This window comes from Cupriavidus necator A5-1 (assembly GCF_000744095.1).
Taxonomy (GTDB): domain Bacteria; phylum Pseudomonadota; class Gammaproteobacteria; order Burkholderiales; family Burkholderiaceae; genus Cupriavidus; species Cupriavidus necator_A.
This window is the reverse complement of sequence record NZ_JQLI01000008.1, coordinates 2,068,925-2,091,791: the sequence shown is the minus strand read 5'-3', so window position 1 is coordinate 2,091,791 and position 22,867 is coordinate 2,068,925. Positions and strand designations below refer to the sequence as shown.

Annotated in this window: 17 protein-coding genes and 2 pseudogenes; 9 read left to right on the top strand and 10 right to left on the bottom strand. The window is 62.3% G+C overall.

All coding sequences use genetic code 11. The features are described 5' to 3' along the window. Nucleotides 1-305 precede the first annotated feature (305 nt). Nucleotides 306-2,021 carry an ATP-binding protein gene (locus tag K307_RS33805; RefSeq protein WP_230626222.1) on the top strand — a complete coding sequence of 572 codons (1,716 nt, stop codon included), beginning with the start codon at nucleotides 306-308 and terminating at the stop codon, nucleotides 2,019-2,021. Nucleotides 2,022-2,481: 460 nt separating this feature from the next. After that, a complete protein-coding gene (locus tag K307_RS33800; protein WP_042885378.1) occupies nucleotides 2,482-2,700 on the top strand; it encodes a hypothetical protein in 219 nt (72 codons plus the stop codon). A gap of 358 nt (nucleotides 2,701-3,058) precedes the next feature. Here K307_RS33800 and K307_RS33795 read toward each other — a convergent pair whose 3' ends face one another. The 4 genes and pseudogenes from K307_RS33795 to K307_RS33780 all read right to left on the bottom strand — a co-directional run. After that, nucleotides 3,059-4,135, bottom strand: a complete 1,077-nt coding sequence (locus K307_RS33795) for a lipocalin-like domain-containing protein (protein WP_042885377.1) — start codon at nucleotides 4,133-4,135, stop codon at nucleotides 3,059-3,061. Next, nucleotides 4,132-6,657 (bottom strand): FtsX-like permease family protein, encoded by a 2,526-nt coding sequence (locus K307_RS33790; RefSeq protein ID WP_042885376.1) that lies wholly within the window; start codon nucleotides 6,655-6,657, stop codon nucleotides 4,132-4,134. The genes K307_RS33795 and K307_RS33790 overlap by 4 nt, the downstream gene beginning before the upstream one ends. A 5-nt stretch (nucleotides 6,658-6,662) precedes the next feature. After that, the gene (locus tag K307_RS33785) at nucleotides 6,663-7,358 is read right to left on the bottom strand and encodes an ABC transporter ATP-binding protein (RefSeq protein WP_042885375.1); all 696 of its coding nucleotides are present in this window, start codon (nucleotides 7,356-7,358) and stop codon (nucleotides 6,663-6,665) included. A 183-nt stretch (nucleotides 7,359-7,541) separates the two neighbouring features. Next, nucleotides 7,542-7,854, bottom strand: a pseudogene (locus tag K307_RS33780) (KfrA protein); the annotation flags it as partial. A 392-nt stretch (nucleotides 7,855-8,246) separates the two neighbouring features. Between K307_RS33780 and K307_RS33775 the strand changes: the two are divergent. Beyond that, nucleotides 8,247-8,522 (top strand): hypothetical protein, encoded by a 276-nt coding sequence (locus K307_RS33775; protein WP_042885371.1) that lies wholly within the window; start codon nucleotides 8,247-8,249, stop codon nucleotides 8,520-8,522. A 380-nt stretch (nucleotides 8,523-8,902) separates the two neighbouring features. Here K307_RS33775 and K307_RS51230 read toward each other — a convergent pair. From K307_RS51230 to K307_RS33765, 3 genes and pseudogenes are all read right to left on the bottom strand, one after another. After that, nucleotides 8,903-9,258: pseudogene (locus tag K307_RS51230) on the bottom strand (transposase); the annotation flags it as partial. Between the two features lie 76 nt (nucleotides 9,259-9,334). Continuing rightward, on the bottom strand, nucleotides 9,335-9,772 hold the full coding sequence (locus K307_RS33770; RefSeq protein WP_042885369.1) for a universal stress protein: 438 nt from the start codon (nucleotides 9,770-9,772) through the stop codon (nucleotides 9,335-9,337). Between the two features lie 301 nt (nucleotides 9,773-10,073). Further along, nucleotides 10,074-11,816 carry an IS1634 family transposase gene (locus tag K307_RS33765; RefSeq protein ID WP_042885366.1) on the bottom strand — a complete coding sequence of 581 codons (1,743 nt, stop codon included), beginning with the start codon at nucleotides 11,814-11,816 and terminating at the stop codon, nucleotides 10,074-10,076. Nucleotides 11,817-12,150: 334 nt separating this feature from the next. On the opposite strand from K307_RS33765, the gene K307_RS33760 reads away from it, so the two are divergent. Beyond that, a complete protein-coding gene (locus tag K307_RS33760; RefSeq protein ID WP_042885365.1) occupies nucleotides 12,151-12,483 on the top strand; it encodes a DUF883 family protein in 333 nt (110 codons plus the stop codon). 526 nt (nucleotides 12,484-13,009) lie between these two features. On the opposite strand, the gene K307_RS33755 is transcribed toward K307_RS33760, so the two are convergent. Beyond that, nucleotides 13,010-13,402 (bottom strand): hypothetical protein, encoded by a 393-nt coding sequence (locus K307_RS33755; protein WP_042885363.1) that lies wholly within the window; start codon nucleotides 13,400-13,402, stop codon nucleotides 13,010-13,012. Nucleotides 13,403-13,561: 159 nt separating this feature from the next. Then, the gene (locus K307_RS33750; RefSeq protein WP_042885361.1) at nucleotides 13,562-16,996 is read right to left on the bottom strand and encodes an adenylate/guanylate cyclase domain-containing protein; all 3,435 of its coding nucleotides are present in this window, start codon (nucleotides 16,994-16,996) and stop codon (nucleotides 13,562-13,564) included. A gap of 530 nt (nucleotides 16,997-17,526) precedes the next feature. On the opposite strand from K307_RS33750, the gene K307_RS33745 reads away from it, so the two are divergent. The 5 genes from K307_RS33745 (at nucleotide 17,527) to K307_RS33725 (ending at nucleotide 22,053) form a co-directional block, all read left to right on the top strand. Next, on the top strand, nucleotides 17,527-18,288 hold the full coding sequence (locus tag K307_RS33745) for an isochorismatase family protein (protein ID WP_042885359.1): 762 nt from the start codon (nucleotides 17,527-17,529) through the stop codon (nucleotides 18,286-18,288). Between the two features lie 393 nt (nucleotides 18,289-18,681). After that, nucleotides 18,682-19,908, top strand: a complete 1,227-nt coding sequence (locus K307_RS33740) for a molybdopterin-dependent oxidoreductase (protein ID WP_042885358.1) — start codon at nucleotides 18,682-18,684, stop codon at nucleotides 19,906-19,908. A gap of 9 nt (nucleotides 19,909-19,917) precedes the next feature. Further along, entirely contained in the window at nucleotides 19,918-20,196 is a 279-nt protein-coding gene (locus K307_RS33735; RefSeq protein WP_042885356.1) for a hypothetical protein, read from the top strand. 510 nt (nucleotides 20,197-20,706) lie between these two features. Beyond that, nucleotides 20,707-21,516, top strand: coding sequence for a DUF2092 domain-containing protein (locus K307_RS33730; protein WP_042885354.1), 810 nt, complete (start codon nucleotides 20,707-20,709; stop codon nucleotides 21,514-21,516). A 12-nt stretch (nucleotides 21,517-21,528) separates the two neighbouring features. Next, nucleotides 21,529-22,053: a hypothetical protein gene (locus tag K307_RS33725; protein ID WP_042885352.1), complete on the top strand. Its 525-nt coding sequence runs from the start codon at nucleotides 21,529-21,531 to the stop codon at nucleotides 22,051-22,053. A 97-nt stretch (nucleotides 22,054-22,150) separates the two neighbouring features. Here K307_RS33725 and K307_RS33720 read toward each other — a convergent pair whose 3' ends face one another. Continuing rightward, complete coding sequence (locus tag K307_RS33720) at nucleotides 22,151-22,849, bottom strand: EthD family reductase (RefSeq protein WP_042885351.1); 699 nt, start codon at nucleotides 22,847-22,849, stop codon at nucleotides 22,151-22,153. Nucleotides 22,850-22,867: the final 18 nt, after the last annotated feature.

Genomic DNA, 22,867 nt, shown 5'->3' with positions numbered 1-22,867 from the left:
TCCAGTTTCCACGTTATCCTTCACACCATGTCGCCGCTGATACCCCGCCGGTGAGAGTTGCCGCATCGGACTCGTTTCGGACAACTCTTGCTGCTTTCGCGCGTTATCGACCGTCTCAGCCACCGGGTTTTCGTGTGACGAGGCTACATCTGCGTTCACTGCACGTTGCAACCTGGTGCGTTGCATACACTCCTTTCTGAGCATACTGTCGGAGGGCTCCGTCATCTTGCTTTCGCGCCATGACGCCTCCCAAGCTACGAGGCTTGAGTCTTTTGCCTCGGTCGGACTTACACCGACTGGATAACGTGTCCTTATCTGGACACACCGATATTCCATCGACCGTGCATGCGGTCCTTGCTTCGCGGATCGATCGCCTGTCCGTGCGGCAGAAGATCCTGCTGCAGATGGCGGCCGTGATCGGTCATGAGTTTCCGGTCGATCTTCTGCAGCCGATAGCCGATCTCGACCGCGAACAGGTGCTCGATCTGCTGGCTGATCTGCAGGCGGCTGAATTCGTCTATCAGACCCGGTTTTTGCCGCATCAGCAATACACCTTCAAGCACGCGCTCACGCATCGTGTCGCTTATGCAAGCGTACTCAAAGAGCGGCGACGCTCAGTGCACGTACAGCTTGTGGATGTCATCGAGCGACTTTACGCGCAACGTCTCGACGAGCATGTCGAACGCCTCGCGCATCACGCGCTTCTGGGCGAACTGTGGGACAAGGCTGTTCATTATCTGTACCAGTCCGCGGGCAAGGCGCTTCAGCGGTCCGCGTATCTGCAGGCGGTTGAGCACCTGAACAGAGGGCTCGAGATCATCCGGACGTTGCCTCGCACCCCTGCCCTGCTCAGGCACGAACTCGATTATCAAAAGGTCCTGGGCGTGACCATGATGGCGGCGAAGGGCTGGGCGGCGAAAGAAGTGCTTGACGCGTATACGCAGGCGAGGGCGCTCTGCGAGGAGCTTGGAGACCAGAGCGAACTGTTCACCGTGCTACGGGGCGAAGGACAGTATCGAATGATCCGTGGCGAGTCGGAAATCGCCCGCGAACTCGGCAACCGTTGCACAGCTCTGACGGCGGGTTCGCATGACCACGGGATGCAAATCGAGACGCATCATCTTTTCTGGACGAATAGTTTTTTCATGGGTGAATACGCTACTGCAGAGTTTCATAGCTCAAGAGGAATGGTCCTTTACGAGCGCGAGCGAGACCACGCGCTGACATTCAAATACTCTGGACATGATCCTGGTGTGTGCTGCCGATGCTTCACCGCGTTGGTGCAGTGCCTGCGCGGATACCCGGACAAATCGCTGTCGATTTGCGACGAGGCGCTGGAACTCGCGCAAGAACTTGGTCATCCACTGACGACGGCATTGGCATACTGGACGTGTAGCTTCGCGCATCTCCTGCGTGGCGAGCCGGAGCTGGCGAGACAGTGGGCGGCGCGGGAAATTGCAATTTGCGAGGAGTACTTGTTGCCCTTGCTGCTGTCGCAAGGGACGTTTCAGCTGGGTTGGGCGTTGGCGCAGCTGGGCGATCTCGACGAGGGCATAGAACGGATGCGGGAGGGCATTTCAGCAATCAGTGCAACGGGTGCCGAAATGGGGCTGCCGTACTTCAATGCGCTGCTTGGCGAAGCGCTTGGCCGCGCGGGCAAACCAGAGGCAGGGCTCGTCGAGATCGATCGGGCGCTCGCCGCTGTCAATCAGCACGGCGGACGCTTCCAGCTCTCGGAAATGCTGCGTCTGAAAGGCGAATTGCTCGCAGCTCAGTGCCCCGTGCGACGAGAAGAAGCACTCGCGTCCCTTCGCGAGGCGATCGCGGTTGCGCAAAGGCAGGGCGCCAGTTTTGTCGGGCTTCGGGCGGCGATCAGCCTTGCACGCCTGTTGGCAGCAACGGGTGACATTGAAAATGCATACGCCGTGCTGCAGCCCGCCTGCGAAAGCATGAGGGAAGGAAGTGAACTCACTGATATTCGCACGGCGCAAGCACTCCTGGCTGATCTGAAGAGTCTCTAGCGCAAGGGTGCTTGCCGCTGCGAGCGCGTTGATTCTTAAGGGGAAGCCACACAACGTGAGCGGCTGGTCCGCGGTCGTAGACCAAATCGCGGTAGGAATACCAGTTGCCCAGTACCCCCGCACAGATCCCGGCGTGCCCCATTCTGGCACCGGGCTCCTGCATTGGGGGACAGCGAAGGCAATTTGCCAGGGCTTGGTCCCAACACACATGCCGGTCGCGTTGCGATCTGGAGGGCAGCCCGAGTTGCAAGCCCTGTCGCGTTCGGTCGCCATCTTGACGGCCTCAGCCAGAATTTTTCCAGTTCAGGCCAGATTATTGTGGGTATTGAAACCGGTCATTGTGAGCGTAGGTGTTTACCTTTATGGGGGAAATCCCTAAGATGCGGTCTTCGGATGCTGCAGTGCAAGAAACACTGGACCAAAGGAATGGCATCCACCAGTTCGAAGAAAGAGGTGAGCCATGAATACCAATCGCCATGCCCTGATCGCTGTCGTCGCACTCGCTGCCGCCCTGTCGGCCGCTCCGGCGTTTGCAAAGAGCGGCAAATTCGACACTTACACTGACGGCGCGCGGTCTGGGAAGTACGATGTTTACACTGACGGCGCGAAAAGCGGCAAATTCGACACCTATACCGACGGCGCCAGGTACTACATTGCGTCTGACCGCGCCTCCCTCTAAGGGGCTGCAAGCTCTGGTCGGGGCGCCCTCCCCCCGAACCCGGTCCCCCCAGATTGGTCCACATGGGTCCTGGGGAGTGCTCCTTCAGGCGCCCTCTTCGCATCCCTTGGCGAAGTAGTTCGTCCGGATATGGGCTTCAGACTGCTGCCAAACCCCACCCTTTTCGAAGTGTGGGGTCTTTACTTTTCGGGTACCAGAACTTTCAGGCGGCCTAGACCGGAAGCCGTGTCGTATTCCAGATCTCGCTGGGAATACGGGGTGCCCGATACCCGTCGGGTCGCCGGTCGTCACCCGCCACTGGCTCCCGTAGAACGTGCCGGGCGGCGGGCTGCTCCATTTGCCCGGGCCGTGCCTCAAGTCAAAGATTGAGGCGCTGGAAATACCCGGTCAGTTCGAGGTAGCCCCGTCCGACCGCCTTGCCTCCCCGCAACGCCCTCACCGCGCCCTCCCAATAGACCGCGCCGGTGCTCGCGCGGCTATCGAGTTCCTGATCATCCATCAGCGGTACCAGTTCGAGCGTGAGATCGCCTGCGTTCAACCGCATGGCAACCGGATAGCTCGTGCCGGTACGAGGCGAGCGCCAACGGCGCGCCGGCATGAAATTGACCTCTTCGGGAGCCAGTAGCTGGACGCGACCGTCGCTGCCGCGCAGCGTGCCGCCTCCCCAGAACTTGCGCCCCGCCTTGTCCCGAATCTGGAAGGCCATCAACGCGCCGCCGTCATCCAGGTTGAGGCCGAGCCAGTCCCAGCCGACGGCCTCATCGGCCAGTAAGGTCGACGACCATTCGTGATCCAGCCAGGCGGTGCCGTGCACGGTTTCCTGCAGGCTGCGCCGCTCCAAGGTGCCGCTCACCTTGAGCCTCGGCTGGCTGTAGTAATAGCTCGCCTGGGCCGCCAGCGGGCCCTTGCGGCTGTATCCCCGTTCGCCCTGTAGCAGCAACCGTTGGGTTGGCTCCATTGTCAGATCGAGCGTGAAATCCCGCGCGGGAAATCTGGCTCGGTAGCGCCCCGTCGTCTCTCGGCGCAGCGACCAGTTGTCGATGTACACATCGGTATCGGCAGTATCGGCAAGCGCCAGGCCGAAGCCGCTGCGCGCCGCGCGCTGGTCGTGTTGGAGCCTGCCGGCCGCGGGATCGCTCAGTGCGACATTGGCGAACAGGAGTTGCTGCGGCGCGAAGCGGCTTGGGTTGGCCTGGTCAAACTGCGGGCGCGAGCGGAAGAACGTAACCTGAAAGCCGAGCGGCGCTCCTGCCTGCGTCTGCAGCCAGCCGGTGGCATACCACCATTCGGTGCGATAGTCGGGGTGCGCGCCATGGTCGCGCGGGAAGGCCAGGGTTCGGCCTGCGTCGACTGGCGGATAAGCGGGCGCTGCGCCCAGCACTGCGGCCGCCGCGCCGGAACCCGGCAACAACAGCAGGAATGAGCGCCTCTTCACCAATCCTCCTGCACCGCGCGCACGGCGCTGCGCCACATCGCCCGCCGCCCGCTCGCCAGGGCAGCCAGCGAGGCCGCCGCCACCACCGCGCTCGCCACCTGGGCCAGGAATGCCCAAGGCATATGCAAACTCATGGTCCAGTGGAACGACTGCGGGTTGACAATGTGAACCAGGATCACGGCGATGACCCATCCCAGCGCAAGACCGGCTACCACGCCAAGCAGAGCGAGTAACGCGCCCTCCAGTGCCAGCATCGCGCCGATCTGCCAACGCATGAAGCCGAGATGCCGCAGCATGCCGAATTCGCGCGCACGCGCCAAGGCCTGCGCGCTGAAACTGGCACCGATGCCGAACAGGCCTATCACGACCGCTATACCCTCCAGCAGGTAGGTCACTGCGAAGCTGCGGTCGAAGATTTTCAAGGTGATGGTGCGAATCTCGCCGGGCTCGGCGAAGGTAATGTATTCACCGCCGGCGACGCGCTGGCGCAGCCTCTCCTTGACCTGCGCCGGGCCGCTGCCCTGCTCCAGCCACAGGGCGACGTCAGTGACACGCCGCTCGTCCGTGAGCCGCCGATAATCGTCCTGGCTGATCACCACCGTACCAAACTGGCGTGCGTAGTCGCGCCACACGCCGCCTACCAGGAAGGCGACGGGCCGGCCCTGCAGCGGCAGCGTGATACGTTGCCCCGGGCGGAAGCCATAGAGGTCGACCATCGCCTCGCTGACCCATACCGCCGGCGGATCACCCGGCTGCGCCGCGACAGGCGCAGCCGTCAGCGGCAACCGTGCGCCCGGATTGCGCGGATCGATCGGCCTGGCAATGACCGTTACGGGGGGACGCTCGGGATCAAGCAGGATCTGGCTCGAACGTAGAAACTCGGCACGCGCAACGCCACGGACGCTGGCGATGGCCGCTTGGTCGTCAAGCGAGAAATACGCGCTATCGCCGCTTGACGAAGCACGCAAATAGAGGTCGGCCGGCAGGACATTGTGCAGCCAATCGTCCACCGAAATGCGGAAGCTTGACACCATAATCGCCATCGCGGCCATCAGGCTAAAGCTGGAGACAATGCCGGCCAGGGCGATGGCTGCGCGGCCCGGCGCGCCGGCTAGCTGGGTCAGGGCAAGCTGCGGCACAGGCTGTCGCGAAGGGGGCAGCAAGCCGAACACAAGATGCGCCAGCCGTGGCATCAGCAGGATGGCGCCCACCAACAGAAGCGCAATCGCCGCATAACCGAAGACCGGCAGATCCGCCACCGGCCGCAGTGGCGTCAACCCAAGCCCGGCTGCCATCGCAGCAAGCCCGGTCCACGGCGAGCGTAGCCGCTTGAGTGGTGCCTCTTCATCGCCCGCCTTAAGCGCCTGCGCCGGCCGCGCGCGGGCGGCCTCCCATGCCGGTGCGAGACTGCCGAGCACCGCCGCCGACAGGCCGAGCGCGAAGAAGATCAGCGCTGCCGGCGCGTCGAAGCGGACCTTGGGCTGTACACCTTCAAAGTAGCCACCGCCCAGATCGCCGCCCGCGTACCCGAGCACCGTGGCGGCGAGGACAAAGCCAAGCGCCAGGCCGAGCATCGCGCCGAGCGCGCCTTGAGCCGCGCCCTCCGCCAGCAGCAGTCGCAGCAGACCACCGCGTGTCACCCCCAGGGCGCGCAACAGGGCAAGCTGCGAGCGCCGCCGCAGTACCGATACAGCCTGCATCGTGAACACCAGGAAGGCGCCTGTGAACAACGCCACCAGCGCAAGCACGTTCAGGTTCACCCGATAGGCGCGCGACAGGTTGGAAGTTCGGCGCACGTTGTCCTGCGGCGAACCCGCCACCACCCCTGGCGGCAGCAGCGCGGCCAGCGCTTGCGCAAAGTTGTCGCTGTCCACTCCCGGCCTGAGCTTGAGGTCGATCCGCTGCAGCAGGCCAAGCCGGTCGAGGCGCCACTGCGCCGCACCGATATCCATCACGCCCAGGCGCAGGCCCTCGCCCGCCGCCGGCAGCGTGCCGGCAATACGCAGCGTAAGCGCGGTGAGCCCGACTTGCACGGTGAGCGGGTCCCCTGGCTTGAGATCGAGCCAGCTCAGCGCCGCCGGCGAAAGGAACACGGCATCGGGATCGAGAACGTCGAGCTTGCCCGCGCGCTCCTCGGCAGGCCGCCCGATCAGATTGGGTGCCACCGGCGCCGCCCGGAACACATCGATGCCAAACAGCGTCAGCGCACCGGTGCGCCCCGGCACCCGCGCATTGACCTCCACCACGGGGCTGGCCGCCGCCACCTCCGGCAGGCCCGCGATGCGCGGATAGAGCGATTCGTCGAAGCCCATGCGCGGCCCGCGGATCTCCAGATCGGCATTCCCCATCAAGGAGCGCACCGCCTGGGAAAACTCCGCCAGCGCAGCATGGTTGACCAGATGCACGCCATAGCCCATTGCCACACCGATGGCCACGGCAAGGATGCCTATGATGGCGCGTCCGGGATGGGCGCGCAATTCGCCCAGAAGTAGCGCAAGGCCGAGTGAGCGCGGTGTTCGCATGGCGCTTAGGCGGCCGCGCTCATCGGCGGCTGGGGCCCCAGCGGCGTCAATCCGCCTGGCGTCAATTGCAAGACGCGATCCGCCGTCGCCGCAGCCAGTGCCGAGTGCGTGACGATAATCGCGGCCGTGCCGTTTGCGTTGACCAGTTCGCGCAGCAGGCTTAGCACCCGCGCAGCCGTCTCGTGATCAAGGTTGCCGGTCGGCTCATCTGCCAGCAGCAGCATCGGCCGGTGTACCAGGGCACGCGCAATCGCCACCCGCTGCAGTTCCCCGCCGGAAAGCTCGCGCGGCAAACTGTCCTCGCGCCCCTCAAGCCCAACCGCAGCGAGCATCTCGGCAACGCGCGCCGACGCCTTTTCCCGCTCGAGGCCGTTCAACAGCAGAGGCAGCGCCACGTTCTGTGCCGCGCTCAAATTCGGCAGAACATGGAAGGCCTGGAACACGAACCCCAGCTTTCGCCGCCTCAGCAAGGTTGCGGCATCGTCGTCCAGCTTGCCCAGATCCTGTCCGTCGAACTGGATGCGGCCACTGTCGGGCCGATCCAGGCCGGCGATCAGGTGGAGCAGCGTTGACTTGCCCACGCCAGATTCACCCATGACGGCGACATATTCGCCAGCGTCCAGCGCAAGACTGACTCCGCGCAGAACCGTGCGCGGTCGGGCGCCGTTGTATGTCTTGGAGACGTCTGTAAGGGTCAGCACAATGTTGTCAACTTCGCAAGGCGCGCGTCCACGGCAAACCAATGACGGGAGAGCGGGCACAACCCATTCTGCCACCATTGAAGTGCATGGGCTTGTCGAAGAAGGCCGCTACAAGTCAGACGACGTCGGACGATTACCCGATATTGTGGCGCTTGGAGGTGTGGGTCAGCGACGGCGATCTGCTCGCGCGCGCTCCAGCTCCGCCGAGAATTGGGTACGCAGTTCGTCCAGCTGGCGCCGTGCTGCCTCCAACGCCGTCCCGCCCGCTTCCAGCCACGCCTGGGTGGCTGCATGGGCCTCTCGCTCTACAGCCAACGCCGTTTGGTTTTTCTCGAGTGTCTTCCCTGCCTCGGCCAGTTGCGCAGCGAGGGCTGCCGCCTTCTCGCGCGCGGCCGCGGTCGCCGCGCGCGCCGCCTCCCGCTCGGCCTCAGCCGCGCTTGCCTGATAGCGGGCTTCGGCAAGTGGCCAGCTCGGCGGCGGCCGCTTCACTGGCGGCGCAGGCCCTCGCCACTTCTGGCAAGCCATTCTTGTCCATAACGTAGCCCAGTGGTGATGGTCCAGCCACATTACTATTTCCTGGTGCTGGTTCGCTTCGCAGCCGATCAGGCTGGCCAGTTCGGCCGCCGAGAGGAAATCAGTCATTCCCGCTCTCCGATTCAGCATGCCTGGTGGGTTATCGCTAGTCCAGGACGCCCTAGAAATCGCAGCCGATCGGGGGTGCATTTCGACTGACGCAGCGGACCAGGCCCCGTTCCATCGCTTCTTTCGCTGCCTATTCTTCTGTTTGCGCGGCTCGCGCAAATGCGGCACATTTGCTTCCATAGCTGTCTGGGCGCCCATCCAGCTCGTTGCGGCGCCGTCGGCACATCGAAACTATTGGAGGTGACCATGGCTCGAAAGCTGTTCGATGAGCTGCCGCTCGATGAGCAGGAGGATTTCGAAGCGGCCTGCCAAAAGTACGAGTGGATCCCAGAGGACTTTGTCGTAGTCGCGGATGAGGGGAACCCTGCCGGGGGAGGGCCCGGCCAAATACCTCGAGTGGTGGTTGTCGAAGCCAAGGCCAGTGGAATCCGCCACGACTTCCAAGCCGGAAGCGGCACGTCGTGGACAGTGGATTTCGAGAAGGCGCTTGCGCGGAAGGCCTTTGGCGATCCCCCAGTCTAGTCTCATCGCATGCCGCACCGCCTTTCGCTTGGCTGCTGGTAGACAGCCGGTCGCCCGCCATCGCGACTTCTCGCCACACCGCAGGGCATGCGGACGCGAAGCCCGAGCCAGCCGGACTGGCATCAGGATTACACCCGCGGAATGTGCATGCAGCACGGTGTGTCGGATAGCAAGGTTCGCAAACAGGTCGCCAGCCTGAAGACGAAGATGAACTGTAATCGTGCCGTGGAACTGGTCAAGCTGGCGCTGCTTTCGCAACGCTAGACGCGGGGCGGCCCTGAAGCGGGCGTGCTCGCGCATGGCGGGCCGGACCCCAAGCCCCGGTGTGCAACAAAATCGGCCAGTAGCGGGCAGGCCAGCCACCTGGCCTAAGAACTAATTCAAAATGAAGTCCCGTCACGCTGAAGCGTGCGCCAGCAAATGAGGCAGCAGGCCGGCTCGAGGGGGGCTTCGAGACTGTCCGCGGGACGCTTGAAGCGGGTGCGCAGACGGCGGAACGCGTGCAGCCAGGCGTGGCTACGCTCTACCACCCAGCGGATCCTGCCGAGTCCGTTGCCGTGAGATTGACCACGCCGGCGATCGAAGTCGGGATGCCGCCAGCATGAAGCGCCGACGATACTTGTCGTGGTCGTAGGCGCGGCCGCGTGGGATCCGACCTGGCTTGCGCAAGGGACGGACGGCCTCGGCACCCCCAGATAGCGGGGATCGCTTCGATCAGCGGAAGAAGCTGGGTAACGGCACCACCTTCTGCTTGTACGCGTCATGCTCGCCCGAAATGCCGATGACACGACGTCGTGCACAGCCCGCTGCGACTAGCGGAACACCAGCACTGGGACCTTGCAGTGCGTCAGGACTTTCTGGGTTTCACTGCCGATCAGGAGGCCACGCACGCCGGCTTGGCCGTGCGATGCCATGACGATCAGGTCGCAGTTGCGTTCCTCGACAGTCCGGATGATCACCTCATAGGGGTGATCGTCCGTGACGCAGATCGTCTCGTATGCCACTGACGCATCCCTGGCCGCTCGGGCAATTACGCCCAGGTATTGCTCCGCATGCTGCTCGGCAAGCTGCGCGTAGCGCTCTGTTGCATCTTCGAGCATGTTGATCCGGTGGGTGAAAACACGATACTCCGGCAGAACATGCAATCCGGTGAGCTTGCCATGAAACTCTTTGGCGAGTCGCACCGCCATACGGGCCGCGTCTTCCGAGAGCGCCGACCCATCGGTTGGCACCAAGATATGTTGGAACATCGTTGCTCCTCAGTAAGCGTCCACGTCTCCCACCGTAAGCTGATGGAAGCGATCCTGAAAGATGGCCCGGGATTAGCAAGCAATTATGTGAAGCCTTCGCATATTCACGAGCCCAGGCTCCACCGGCTTCCGGCTTACCAGCCAAGGGTAGAGCGGTCGGCCGGGATTCGCAAATATGTGAAGCTTCAGATATCTGCGAATGGTGAGTAGCCCGGGGAGTTCCACCCCCTAGTCCGAACTTTGAGCTCGCGGCGCGCTAATGCTTTGATTTCTCACGGTTATATGCGCGCGAGCGAGTCGATTACTGGGTACAGGCGACGGGGCTGACGTTGAGCAGGCGGAAGGCCTTTTCTTGAACTGGGGTCGGCCGCGTGATCATGACGATCTTTGCCTGCGGGTTCAGGGGGGTGTGACAGACGTTGTACGCGAGCGTGGCCAGATCATCGAGCAACGTGCGGAAGCTGTGCACAGGCAAGCCGTCCTCGCCAAGCCTGGTGGCGTCCTTGGCTTTCGCCTGGTCCGAGCGTCGTGCCTTGGCCACTGGCGAAGGCCGGGCCGCACGCGCGAGCTCGACGTATTCATCGTCAAACAGCATCGGCTTTAACTTCTCGCGCATGTGCCACTCGATGTAGTAGGCAAGCATGCACAGAAAGACGTGAGCGCGCACGCGCGCTGCGTTCCAATGGAATACGGGACGCACCTGCAGATCGACCGTCTTGAGCGAACGGAAGGCCCGCTCCACCACCGCCAGACCCTTGTAGGCCGTCACGGCCGCCTCAGCCGGCAATTCCGTTGCCGGCAGGCTCGTACGCACCACGTAAAGGCCATCGAGTGCGGCCTCCTGCTGAATCTGTTCGGCCTTGCGCCCCCACGTGAAGCTCGAGTCGGTGATGTTCAACTCGAAGTGCTTGCCCATCCTGAAGTGATCGATGACGCGGCCTACGCGCAGGGCAATCTCCTCGGTGCCCTTGAGGCGATTGCGGGCACGCGTGGTCGCGTCGGTGATCTTCATCAACTCGGCTTCGGTGGCCTGCAGCAGCGCCTCGCGTTTGCGGCTGCGCTCCTCGGCCAGTAGCGGATTGCGACACACGATGAGCCGCTCGCCGGGGAACGCCTCGCTGGTCACCTCTAGCAGGTTGCGCTCATCGAATAGCGAGGGCTGGAAGGGGCCCTTCTCCCGGGCAAGTGCGGCCATCTGCGGCGCGCGCAGGCTGCTCACCCAGTCCAGGCCAGCCGGGCGCAATACCGTGTCGATGCGCGCCTGCGTGAGCATGCCCCGGTCGCCCACCCACGCGAGCTTCTCGATGCCATAGCGGTTCTTGAGCTTGTCCACCTGCGAGGCCACGGTAGCCGGATCGGCGGTGTTGCCGGCGAAGACTTCGACCGCCACCGGACAGCCCTCACGAGTGCAAACCAGACCGAACACGATCTGCGGGTCGTCGCGCTTGCCATCGCGACTGTAGCCGTGGGCGGCAAGCTCGCAGCAGCGTCCCGTCACCCACGTGGAAGTGAGGTCATAGAGCACCAGCGTACTGCCGCTCAGATGCTGCCTGGCAAGGCGCTTCTCGATGCCTTCCTGAGCTTCTCCTAGCCAGTCGAGCGCGGCATAGACCTGCTCGAGTTCGACGTCGCCCAACTTCAGCAGCCGCGACACCGAGTGGGTCGCGGTCTCGTCGCGCAACATGCGATGCGTGGCGAGCTTGGAAGCGGGTGACACCACCCGCGTCACCAGCAGTGCTATCACCACCGAGCGCAGCGCGGCCGGCGCTGAGGACAACCACTGCTCGGCGCCGCAGGCGCGCGCCGCGCCAAGCACGGCGGCCACGTGTCCGTGTGGCAGGCTGCGCTCGATCACGAAGGCCTCATCGGCGGACGACACCGCGACGCCACCGCGTAGCAGCACCTTCAAGCCTTCGATGACCTCGGCGGGCAGCGACGAGAGATTGGCGAGGGTGCGCTTCTTGACCGTGTTGCCGTCGCGATAGGACTCGCGCAGCAGGATGGCGGGGGGCGAGTTGCGGTTCGGGACGTGTTCGATATACATGAACACCTATTCAAGCATAAAGCCACCGAAACACAATAGATAAATACTAATTTACATGGCTACATAATAGCCTCAAAAAATAGCCGGAACCCACTGCTGATGCGGGTTCCGGCTATTCGAGAAGTCAAAGTTCGGCCTAGTCTCTTGCAGAACCGTACGTGAGACTCGCGCCTCAGACGGCTCCCGTTATCCAATCCAATCACGCGCCCCTTCCGGGCCACCTCGTAGTGGCTTTCTGCTTCTTATGCCGGGCTGTCAACCCAAGCCTATATTTGACACAGTGCCAGTCGTGCTGCGCGACGCACTGCGATGATTTCGCTAACAGGAGGGCAAGATGAACGACATCCAATCCAATTTCTCCATGCACAAGGACGCATTGACCCGTGACGTCGATGCGCTGATGACCGACGTGCAGGCGCTTCTTCATGATGTCAAAGCCGAAACCGGCGTAGGGACCAGCCTTGGGCGCCACGCACTCAAAGCCCGGCAGCGCGCGCTGCAGGACCGCCTCGTTGCGCTGCGCGAAGAGAGCCGCACCAGAGTCTCCGAGTGGGCGACAACGACCGATCGCTACGTCCATGAGCATCCGTGGCAAAGCATTGGTACCGTGGCCGCCATCGCGGCAACCACAGGCGCTATCGTCGCGCTGGCTGGCAGCCACCGTTAGGCATTCGTGACTGCGGCGCCGGCATGGCAATGACACGTGTAGTCGTGCATGGGCCACGTAGTATTTGCTATGCCGGCAAATGGACGGTCTGCCTGCGTGCGATCCCCTTGCTTTCGCACCTTGACAGCGACCGGCCACGCGGATGAACTGGTCGACCTGCTCGTTCAAGACCACGGCCTGAAGCTGTCGCAGCAGTTCTTGCGACTCGCGAATGAACAAGCCCAACCCGGATGCCGGCGCAACATCGGCTGCGTGCTCGATCACTCCGACGTGATCACCTTGGAGGGCTGTACACCCTCCCCTTCAATACATGTTTGGATCGAGATGCGCATGTGGGTCTCCGGTAGTCTTGGTAGACAATCGACCCTTTCCCTGACGGATTTTCCCCCTGCTTTTGGCCACTCCCGTATCCCGGCAGGAAGTGCAACGTCAATCTTGCCCCAGGTATTCAACGTATTCGCGCACGCTTGCTTCTTATGGGCGGGCAAGCCGTCAATGACAAGCTGCACTGGCTTGAGCCGGTCCCTCACTTGCCAGGCTCGCTACCTTCGTTTCCCGCTGTGCAGGCATCAAACACGGCCCGCACAACAGACAGAGGCATGGCCCCGAGAAGTGCGGCGGCCTCTGCCTGGCAGTCGCGTGTGGGGCCAACTGGCACACCAGGCTGCTTGATCGCCGGTGTCTTGCCGGGCTGGCTGCCCTCGTTCGTCGCGGAGCAGGCGCTTAGCAGGGCCAGCGCCGCGAGCACTTGCACGGGTCCGAGACGCAAATGGAACCATTTCGTTGCCCGCATCTTGCCGTGCCTCATCTTTACTGGGACCAGCCGCATTCGCCGGATGCAGATCACAATCTGTGGCAATACTATGCCCATGCCGAATTTGGTGTCGATAAGGATCTGCCTGATCGCGATGGTGGACATATCTACAAAGTGCCGTCGGCCCAGGGCGACTCAGGGCCACGCTGCCAGCGGGAACCCCTTTGTATCGGACACCTCACCAAGCGCCTGTGGGACCTGCCGCGATCCGAAAGGCCCGCCACTTGTCGTCGGCAGACGCCTCCACGAGCCTGGTCAGGCCGCTTACGTCAGGTCTTCCAACAGTACTTTGCCATCTTGCCAGTCAACGGTATCGAACCCCTCGGTGAATGTGTCATGAATACCTGCCAGGATCGAGCGCGCAGCATCCGTCTTGCCGCAGCGTTGCCATAACCGGGCCACGCTCAGCGCGCATTTCAGCTCGACTGACCTGGCTCCCTGGTCACGAGCCATGGCAATTGCCGCCTGAAAACATGCTTCGGCTTCCTTGGCCCTGGTGGACGAGCCGGCTTCGCCGTCAGACAACATCAGAATCAGCTCCCCCTTGAGCCGAAGCAGAATCGGCTCAGCGAACCGCTCTCCCGTGTTCTTCACCAGAGCCAACGCCTCACTCAGCACACGAAGCCCTGCCTTGGCTTGTCCTGCTTTTCCATAAGCGTTGGCGAGCAGTCCCAGAAGCGTCGGCCGACCCAATGCCGCTCCGGTGGCTTGGTGGGCGCTGAGGCCTTGGTGTATTTGCGCGATTCCCTCCTCATGACTACCCTGCTCGGCCAGCGCCCAGCCGCGCAGGATCGTTCCCCACCCCAGATAGAGTGGAAACCCCTGGTCGCTCGAAAGCGCGATGGCGGCGTCTGCATACTCCCGCGCCAGTTGCACTTCACGCCGGTACTGGTGCAATTCGGCCGCGAAGATCAGGCTCAAGGCAAGGCCGAAGGGATCAGAGGCCTCTCTGGCCAACGCCAGCGCTTCCTCGCTGCGCGCGCGGGACTGATCCGGCAAGCCCAGAAACCAAAGGGTCCAGCTCAACGTGCTCCGCATATGAACGGCGGGGTTCCGCGCATAACGCAGAAGTTTGCTATATGGTTGCCGATCGGGGCGGTGCAATGCCAGCGCCTGCTCCGTGTGGGTCCGGGCGATCCTGATCTCGCCCAGACGGAACACGGTGGCGCCGAGAATGCGGTGCGCCTCCGCGAGCTGTTCCGGATCTTGTGTATCCTGCGCGAGACCGAGCAGCCGCTCCGCCAAGGCGTGTGCCGTACTGAGTTGCGCACGCAATAGATAAAACGACCACAGTCCCAACTGCGCCGAGAAGATCTGTGGTGTTTCCCCGCCCTGTTCGCACAAGGCTAATGCACGCGTGTAGGTCTCCTCCACCTCTGGCGCACCATAGCCTCGTGCGGCCATCCACGCAGGACCGAGGGTCAGCAGCAAGGTGAGTTCCTCGCGTGCGCGTTCGGGGGTGTCAGCCACGGACTTAAGCAGTTCGAGGGCTGCACTGAGATGACGGATCGCCTCGAGCTGGGCTGAACGCTGCAAGGCCTGCTGGCCCGCCAGGTGCAGGTATTCGATGGCCTTCGGCACATTGCCACTCTTGCTGTAATGGTGAGCCAACTCGCTGCAATAGTCCTTCAGCCGGCTTGGAAACAGTGCCTCAATGGCCCGGGCCGTGCGTTCATGCAGCACACTGCGCTGACCGGTCAGCATGGAGTTAGCCGCCACCTCCTGGGTAAGCGCATGTTTGAACGCGTACTCCACTTCGGGGAATGCGGGACGCTCGTAAATGAAGTCGCCGGCCTGGAGGTTGCCCAGAAGCGGGCGCAGTCCCTCTTCCGGTAGCGCTGTGACATGCTCGATCAGACTTAAGGGAAACTCTTTGCCGATGATCGAGAGTGTCTGCAGCAAGTCCTTCTGGGCGATGGGAAGCCGGTCGATACGGGCGGCGAGCACGCCCTGCACGGTCGTCGGAATATGAAGTGACAAAGGGGCCTTCTCGATCCGGTAGCTGCCGGACTGGCCAAGCAAGACGTTCTCCTCGGCCAGCGTCTTGACAACTTCCTCCATAAAGAATGGGTTGCCCTCGGTCTTTGCCAGGATAAGCAGTTTCAGGGGCACGAGCGAGGGATGGTCTCCCAGCAGTGCCGTGAGCAGACCCTGTGCCTCCGCTTGTCCCAACGGCTCCAGATGCAATTGGGTGTAATAAAGCTTTCGGCCCCAGTCATGCGCGTATTCCGGGCGGTAGTTGACGAGCAGAAGCAACCTGGCGCCCGGCACATGCTCGATAAGGATATTGAGAAAGGCCTCGGTCTCACTGTCCAGCCATTGCAAGTCTTCGAACAAGACCATCAGCGGCTGATTCTGGCTCTCACGCACCAGTAGCCGTGCAATGGCTTCGAAGGTGCGCTGGCGCCGGATGGTGGAGTCCATCGTGGGCAGTGCCGAACCCGCTTCGCTGATACCGAGCAGGTAAAGCAGATAAGGCAGATGGTCCTCCAGCGTGCGATCCAGGGTCAGCAACCTGCCGGTGACTTTCTCGCGATACAGCCGTTCGTCATCCTGCGCGGTGATCTGAAAGTAGTTTCTCAACAGATCGATCAAAGGCAGATAGGGAAAGGCCTTGCCATGCGAAACCGAGAAGGTTTCGAGCACCATGCAGCCGCGCTGCGAGCGTGCCTTGAATTCATGGTACAGACGCGACTTGCCAACACCCGCCTCGCCCACCACCCCGACGATCTGCCCATGCCCCGCCTTGGCCGACTCCGACGCCTCATGCAAGCGCTCCAATTCGGCCTGCCGGCCGACAAACCGCGCCAGACCGCGATGCGCGGCCACTTGCAGGCGCGTGCGCAATGCGCCGAGGCCGAGCACCTCATAGACCGCAAGCGGCTCCCGAATGCCCTTTACGTGCGTGGTCCCGAGGCCCTTGAACTCGAAGTACCCCTCGGTCAGCTTATGGGTCGATTCGCTGACGAGGATCGACGACGGTGTCGCGACGCCTTCCATCCGGGAGGCAATATGGATCGTGTGCCCGACCGGGTCGTAGTCCGTGCGCAAGTCGTCCTTGCGGATCGAGCGTACCACCACTTCGCCGGTATGGACGCCGACCCGGATCTGCAGCGGGACACCCTGCTCCAGACGGACCCGGTCGCCATGGCGGCGCATCGTTTCCTGCATGCGCAGCGCTGCGTACAACGCCCGCAGGGGGTGGTCCTCGTGGGCAATCGGCGCGCCAAATAGCGCCAGGATGCCGTCGCCCAGGGATTTGGAAACGTATCCCTCGTAGTGATGCACGGCCTCCATCATCAGCGCTATCACGGGGTCGATCAGCCCGCGCGCTTCTTCGGGGTCGAGGTCCTGGATCAGGGCGGTCGAGCCGGCCATGTCCGCAAACAGTGCCGTAATGGTCTTGCGTTCGCCGGCAGCCTGTCCCCTGGCCTCCATCGCCGCCTGCTCGGCGAGAATGCGTTCGGCGAGATGGGGCGGCGTGTAAAGAACCGGTGCGGGAACAGCGGGCATTGACGCTGTTGCAGGAACTGGCGTTGCGGCCAGCTCCGTCAGGGGCACGCCGCAAGCACCACAGAACTTCGCCGTGGGGCTGGACTCATGGCCGCATTGCAGGCAGACCTGCGAAAGTCTTTGCCCGCACTCCTCGCAGAATCTTCCTTCCGCGGGGTTCTCAAACCCGCATTTTGTGCAGCGCATATCGCCCTCTGACAGCCTTCGCCTGCCACGAACTCATTAGAGGCGTAATGACCGCCCGTCGCAAGGGATAAGTTGCCGAAAATGCCGCTCACCAAACTGTTAGCGATAGGTGGAGTTTGAGGTTCTCAAGGATGCGATCCTGTGCAGGATACGCTCCTTTCCCCTTCAACTGGATAGCGTCCCTTTTTCACCTTCGGTATTCGCGGCTGCCAGTGCGGCAGGCCGCGATCTATCGAAGTACCATCTAAAAGCGAGCGCCGGTCATCGATTCATAGAATCGAGCCATGTCATCGAGTTGCGAGGTCGCGCTCATTTCGTTCACGGCCATCTCAAAGAAGCTGTGCACAAGATTGCCGATCATCACTGGCGCTCCGCAGCTAGCCGCCAAGTAGCCTTGAGGACTGGTGGAGGAATCCTAGAATACTCGCACGGCACTAATGCACGCACCGTAGCGCGATAGCGTTTCTGCTGGTCGCCGTGCCACATGTGCCCCAATTGGTTCAATCACACCGGACTCCAGGGAGAGCAACATGTCAGACCGCCCCGCAGATGTTGTCAGTTCCGTATCCAACGAGATTATTCCGCCGAAGGTTTCCGCTGACGACGCAAAGCGTGCGGGCCGCGTAGTTTATGACAAGCCGACGGCGGAAAACGCCCTGATGCTGTTCATCGACCACCAGATCGGTTTGATGGCCGGGCTGCGTGATTTCCCGTCGCTGTCCGCCATCAAGAGCAATGTGCTTGGCCTTGCGCTGGTTGCGAAGGCGATGAAACTGCCCGTTCTGATCTCCTCGTCAAACGCCCAATGGCAGAACGGCGATACGTTGCCCGAACTCAAGGAGATTTTCTCGGAGGAGCCGATCTATCGCCGGACCGGCATTATCAACTGCTATGAGGACCCTACCTTCCGGCAGGCATTTGAAGACCTGGTGGCGAAGACCGGCCGGCGGCACATCATCATCTCGGGCGTAACAATCGGTACCTGCTGCACTTTCCCGACGCTCTCGATGCTGCAAGACGGCTACAGCGTTTTCCCGGTGGTTGATGCCTGCGGCGCGTGGAACGCTTACGAGGCTCAGGCTGCGATGTCCCGCATGGCCAATGCAGGTGCCTCACTGGCATCGACGTTCGCCCTCGCATGCGAACTGCAGGCCGACTGGAAGCGCCCGACTGCGAATGACATGTTGGCGCCGTTTATTCAGAACCTGCCTGAATACGGCTTCGTGCTACAGAATTTCTGGAACAACGCAAACCAGCATGTCGTGCCAGATCCCTTCGGGATGGTCAAGTGACCAAATGTCAGTCAACATTGACGGCTGCCTGAAATCGAGCGCTTGAGCAGTGCGGCGAGGCGATGCACCCCAGCCATCGAAACGCACCGACGCCAAGTTCGAACTTCGTCGGCACGAAGGCGCCGGCGTAGCCCGCTGCATGGAACTCGGTGGTATAGAGCGCCGCGTGCCGCGGCCCTCGCGTTTTGGAGGAATATGCACCCATGTCAATCGCTCTGCAAAGGGGGCATACCTGCCAGGGGTCTCCGGTCGGTTTGGCGGGCTTCCCATTGCCCATGTCCTCGGAGCCGTTCGCAGATCGCTGCGCCGTCGCAATCGGCAAGGTTGCCACCTTGCTGGGCCAACGCTGATGCATGCACTAGAGTGATGGCAGGCAGACCGAGGAGAGGCAAGATGACGACACGAAGAGAGTTTCTCAGGTGTGGAGCTGGTGGTCTGCTGATGGCCGGACCATTGCTGCCGAGCCCACTTCGTGCGGCCATTGCAGGCATGCCCCCGGAACTCCCTGAAGGCGCACGGGATTCGGCGGTGCTAGAGGCGCTGCCGGGCAAGCTACCGCTGATCAAGCGCACCTACCGGCCGCCGAACTACGAGACACCGCTGTCATATTTCCGTGAAGCCGTCACCCCCAACAATGCTTTTTTCGTGCGCTATCACCTTGCGTCCATTCCGGAGATCAAGGCGGCCGACTGGCGTCTTCGGATCGGGGGAGAGGCAGCCGCAAGCCCGTTCGAACTAACGCTAGATCAGCTGAAGATGGAGTTTGAAGCTGTCGAGTTGGTGTCCGTCTGTCAGTGCTCCGGCAACCGCCGTGGCATGTTTCAGCCCCATGTGCCTGGGGTGGAATGGGGCCCCGGCGCAATGGGCAATGCGAAGTGGCGCGGCGTGCGGCTTAGGGATGTGCTGGCCAGAGCCGGGATCCGCAAGGAGGCCGTGGAGATTGCCTTCGATGGCGCCGATGTGCCCGTGGTAGCGCAAACGCCGGACTTCATCAAGAGCATACCGACATGGAAGGCAATGGAGGAGAGTACGCTGATCGCCTACGAAATGAATGGCACCCCCCTACCGCACTGGAACGGCTATCCGGCGCGCATCGTCGTGCCAGGCTGGACCGCCACCTACTGGGTCAAGCATGTCACCTCGATCAGCGTGTTGGCCAAGCCGCTGTCTGGCTTCTGGATGAACCCTGCCTATCGCATCCCAAAGGGCAAGTTTCCGCAGGTGGATCGGTTCGTCAGTCAGGAAACTGATACCAATATGCCGATCACCGAGATGGTCGTGAACTCGCTGCTGACTAGCCCGCTGCCAGGCGAGCGCATACGGCGGGGCGCGCTGCTGGAAGTGAAGGGGATCGCCTGGGATGGGGGCTATGGCATCCATAGCGTGGAGGTGTCGATCGACGGCGGGCGGAACTGGCAAGCGAGCGAGCTTGGGCCGGACCACGGGCGCTATGCCTTCCGGCCATTCAGCTTCCGGTTCACGCCTGCCAAGACCGGCGCACTTGCGGTCATGGCCAGGGCGACCAATCGCGCTGGTGCCACTCAGACTTTCGAGCTGATCCACAATCCGGCGGGATACCACCACAATGTAGTGCAGCGGATCGTGGTCGAGATCGTGTAAGGGGGCGCCATGAAAGCCATGCTGATCAGCTTCTTGCTACTGTCGGGCAATGTGTTGGCCGACGAGGCAAGCATCAAGCTCAAGGATGGAGCTGGCAAGGACCGGATCCTGGTCAACTGCGTCAGTTGCCACAGCCTCGACTACATCCCGATGAACTCGGTCTTCCTGGACCGTAACGGCTGGACCGCCACCGTGAACAAGATGGTCAAGGCATTTGGTGCACCTATCAAGGAGGAGGACATCCCTCCAATTGTGGACTACCTGGCGAGGTACTATGGCAAGGGATAAAGAGAAGCCTCACGTCGGCTTCGCATGGCATTCATGTCGAGCCAGTTCACCCGCTTGGACGACGCCAAAGAGAGCGACGTCACCTTGTGCTGGGCCACTCCACTCACTCGGTCTGTCGGCCAGCGCACTTCCTGCGCTCACCTTGAAAAAATTCGACAACCTTCGCTGGTGATCACCCGCGAACTCCTCTCTGAGATCTAACAGCCGCCATGGCAGCCCCGCTTCCGCGCGCGCGTTGCCAGACTTCCCCCTGTATGGGATCCATTTTTCCCGGATCGCTTCCGGTCATCGAAGAGTCTTAAGGTCTGCAAAAAAAGATTCACTTCGCTTCTCACGCCCTGCAATGGAACATAGTGGCGGGGCAGGTCGAGGTGTCAGCGACGCGTGGTGAGCCAGGCACATGGCTCCATCCTGTCGATGCCGACCAGATGCGGCAGATTCTTAGCCTTCGCCGCCGTGGCGGCGGATTCCTCCCCATTGTGTCGGCTTTCACGGTAATCGGAGGTCACTATGCCACGCATACCACTCTTGAGCTTGCTCGTTGTATCGCTCGCGGCCTGCAGTAGTTCGCCTCCAACGGCGCCCGGTTCCACCGCGCCGCCACAGATGGCGTCTGCCGCCCCTGCCCCTAGTGCTGCGCAACCGGATGCAAAGGCGGTCGACCAGGCAGCCGTCCAGGCGCTGAAGGACATGGGTGCCTACTTGCAGTCGCTGAAGCAGTTCGAGGTCTTCGTCGAACTGTCCGGAGAGAGGGTGCTGACAGACGGCCAGAAACTGCAGCACACAGCAACGGCGGATCTCGATGTCCAGCGACCAAACAAGCTGCGTGCCCAGATGCGCAGCGCACGCTCCCAGCGCGACCTGATCTACGACGGCAAGACGGTCACGCTTTATGTGCCGCAGCAGAAGTACTACTCGAAGGCAGGATTCACCGAAAATCTTGGCATTCTCGTGGCCCGGCTGAGGGACCGGTTCGGCGTCGAGATTCCGTCTGCTGACCTGTTCCTCTGGGGCACGCCTGACGCGCCGCTCGACAGATTGGAATCGGCAATGAATGCCGGCCAGGACATCATTGGCGGCGAACTCTGCGATCACTATGCCTTCCGCCAAGGTCAGATCGACTGGCAGATCTGGATCGCCAGCGGCGGCCGGCCGCTGCCGCGCAAGCTGGTCATTACCAATCGCGCCGACGAGGCCCGTCCGCAATCGGTCACGCTACTCAAGTGGAACGTGAATCCGAAGCTGAGGGATTCCCTGTTCGCGTTCACGCCACCCGCCGGCGCGCGGGAGGCAGAATTTGTTCCACTGAAGAACCAGTAAAGGAGCACCGCCATGAGAAACGCATTCGGCAAGCAGTTCGCGGTGCCCCTGGCCGTGCTCGTCTTCGGGGCTTCCGGCTTCGCGCCGACAGCTGAAGCTGCCCGCGAAGGCGGGAGAGCGGGCGGAGGCCATGCGGCTGGCGCACAAGCCGGCGGAGCCCGCGCTGGTGGCGGCGCAACAAGCCGCCAAGTGGACAACCAACGCGCGGATGCCCGTACCAACAACGTACGCAGTACCAGCGTCAACAGCGTCAATACCAGCAGGAACGTCAACGTCAATTCGAACCGGAACGTCAACGTGAACGTCGAAGGCGGTGGGTGCTGCAACGGTTGGGATAACGACTACCACCCGGTGGCAGCGGCTGCTGCGGTCACCGCCACAGTTGCTATGACCTCGGCAGTGGTGGGCTCCATGGTTCGCTCCGTTCCACCTAGCTGCGTTCCGGTCAACTATGGCGGAATGGTCTACCAGCAATGCGGCAGTACCTGGTACCAGGCGCAGGGATCGCAGTACATCGTGGTCAACCCGCCTTATTGACGGGGCCACCGCCGTCTATGGCATCGGCTCCATCGAGATCGGGCAGGCCCCGCTGAAGGGTAAGTCGTCGCATCCCTGTTTGCTCGCCTTCCCGGAATCAAGACGTGTAAGTGTACGTTGCCATCGGGAAGTGCACGTTGCTGCCATGGAATCGGGGGAAATTCTCGAAGTCCGCGCGCATGTCATGCCGAACAGGAGAATTCATCGCCGCGGTGATGGCAGCGGCGCTGTCGAAGGCCAGCTTGTTCCGCTGCATGTAGTGAACCCGCTTCCACGGCATCGCATCCACCCAGTCCACCCGCGTGAAGATCTCGATTTCGCGTACCCCCGGAAAGAAGCGCATGATTTGCGGATGGTGGGACAGATAGTAGTTCAGCCACGCATCGAAATCGTCGGCATGCCCGGGATAATGGACCAGGAAGCTGCACGGCACGTTGCCGGTGGGCGTCCGAACGACGGGATCCTCGACGGGAAACGGACGCCGGGCCATCACCTGTTGCGTGACCGTGCACCCTTGCAGGCGGGGCAGCGGAAGCCTCGCCACGGCCTGCAGGTGGCCATCCGTGGCGATGGCGGCTTCCAGCGCCGCCAGGGTGTCGAAATCCAGCTGCATCGCGAATGGCGGTGACGGGCCATCATCCGTGTAGTAGTCCTTCGCGCTCTCGGGCGTATAGAGTCGTGCGCGGCGCAACTGTGGTGTGCCCCTGACAATGTCGGCAACCCGCTGGAAATCCTCCGCCCCGATATGGGCAGCCGGATCGGTGCTCTCGAAAGTGACGAGATAGGAAAATTGCATGTATTGTCTCCTTCGTGC

Excerpts from the sequence above, each read along its gene's own strand:
- K307_RS33740 (WP_042885358.1), top strand. The coding sequence starts at position 18,682 with ATGACGACACGAAGAGAGTTTCTCAGGTGTGGAGCTGGTGGTCTGCTG.
- K307_RS33755 (WP_042885363.1), bottom strand. The coding sequence starts at position 13,402 with ATGTCCACCATCGCGATCAGGCAGATCCTTATCGACACCAAATTCGGC.
- K307_RS33745 (WP_042885359.1), top strand. The coding sequence starts at position 17,527 with ATGTCAGACCGCCCCGCAGATGTTGTCAGTTCCGTATCCAACGAGATT.
- K307_RS33725 (WP_042885352.1), top strand. The coding sequence starts at position 21,529 with ATGAGAAACGCATTCGGCAAGCAGTTCGCGGTGCCCCTGGCCGTGCTC.
- K307_RS33750 (WP_042885361.1), bottom strand. The coding sequence starts at position 16,996 with ATGCGCTGCACAAAATGCGGGTTTGAGAACCCCGCGGAAGGAAGATTC.
- K307_RS33765 (WP_042885366.1), bottom strand. The coding sequence starts at position 11,816 with ATGTATATCGAACACGTCCCGAACCGCAACTCGCCCCCCGCCATCCTG.
- K307_RS33775 (WP_042885371.1), top strand. The coding sequence starts at position 8,247 with ATGGCTCGAAAGCTGTTCGATGAGCTGCCGCTCGATGAGCAGGAGGAT.
- K307_RS33730 (WP_042885354.1), top strand. The coding sequence starts at position 20,707 with ATGCCACGCATACCACTCTTGAGCTTGCTCGTTGTATCGCTCGCGGCC.
- K307_RS33800 (WP_042885378.1), top strand. The coding sequence starts at position 2,482 with ATGAATACCAATCGCCATGCCCTGATCGCTGTCGTCGCACTCGCTGCC.
- K307_RS33770 (WP_042885369.1), bottom strand. The coding sequence starts at position 9,772 with ATGTTCCAACATATCTTGGTGCCAACCGATGGGTCGGCGCTCTCGGAA.
- K307_RS33720 (WP_042885351.1), bottom strand. The coding sequence starts at position 22,849 with ATGCAATTTTCCTATCTCGTCACTTTCGAGAGCACCGATCCGGCTGCC.
- K307_RS33790 (WP_042885376.1), bottom strand. The coding sequence starts at position 6,657 with ATGCGAACACCGCGCTCACTCGGCCTTGCGCTACTTCTGGGCGAATTG.
- K307_RS33735 (WP_042885356.1), top strand. The coding sequence starts at position 19,918 with ATGAAAGCCATGCTGATCAGCTTCTTGCTACTGTCGGGCAATGTGTTG.
- K307_RS33760 (WP_042885365.1), top strand. The coding sequence starts at position 12,151 with ATGAACGACATCCAATCCAATTTCTCCATGCACAAGGACGCATTGACC.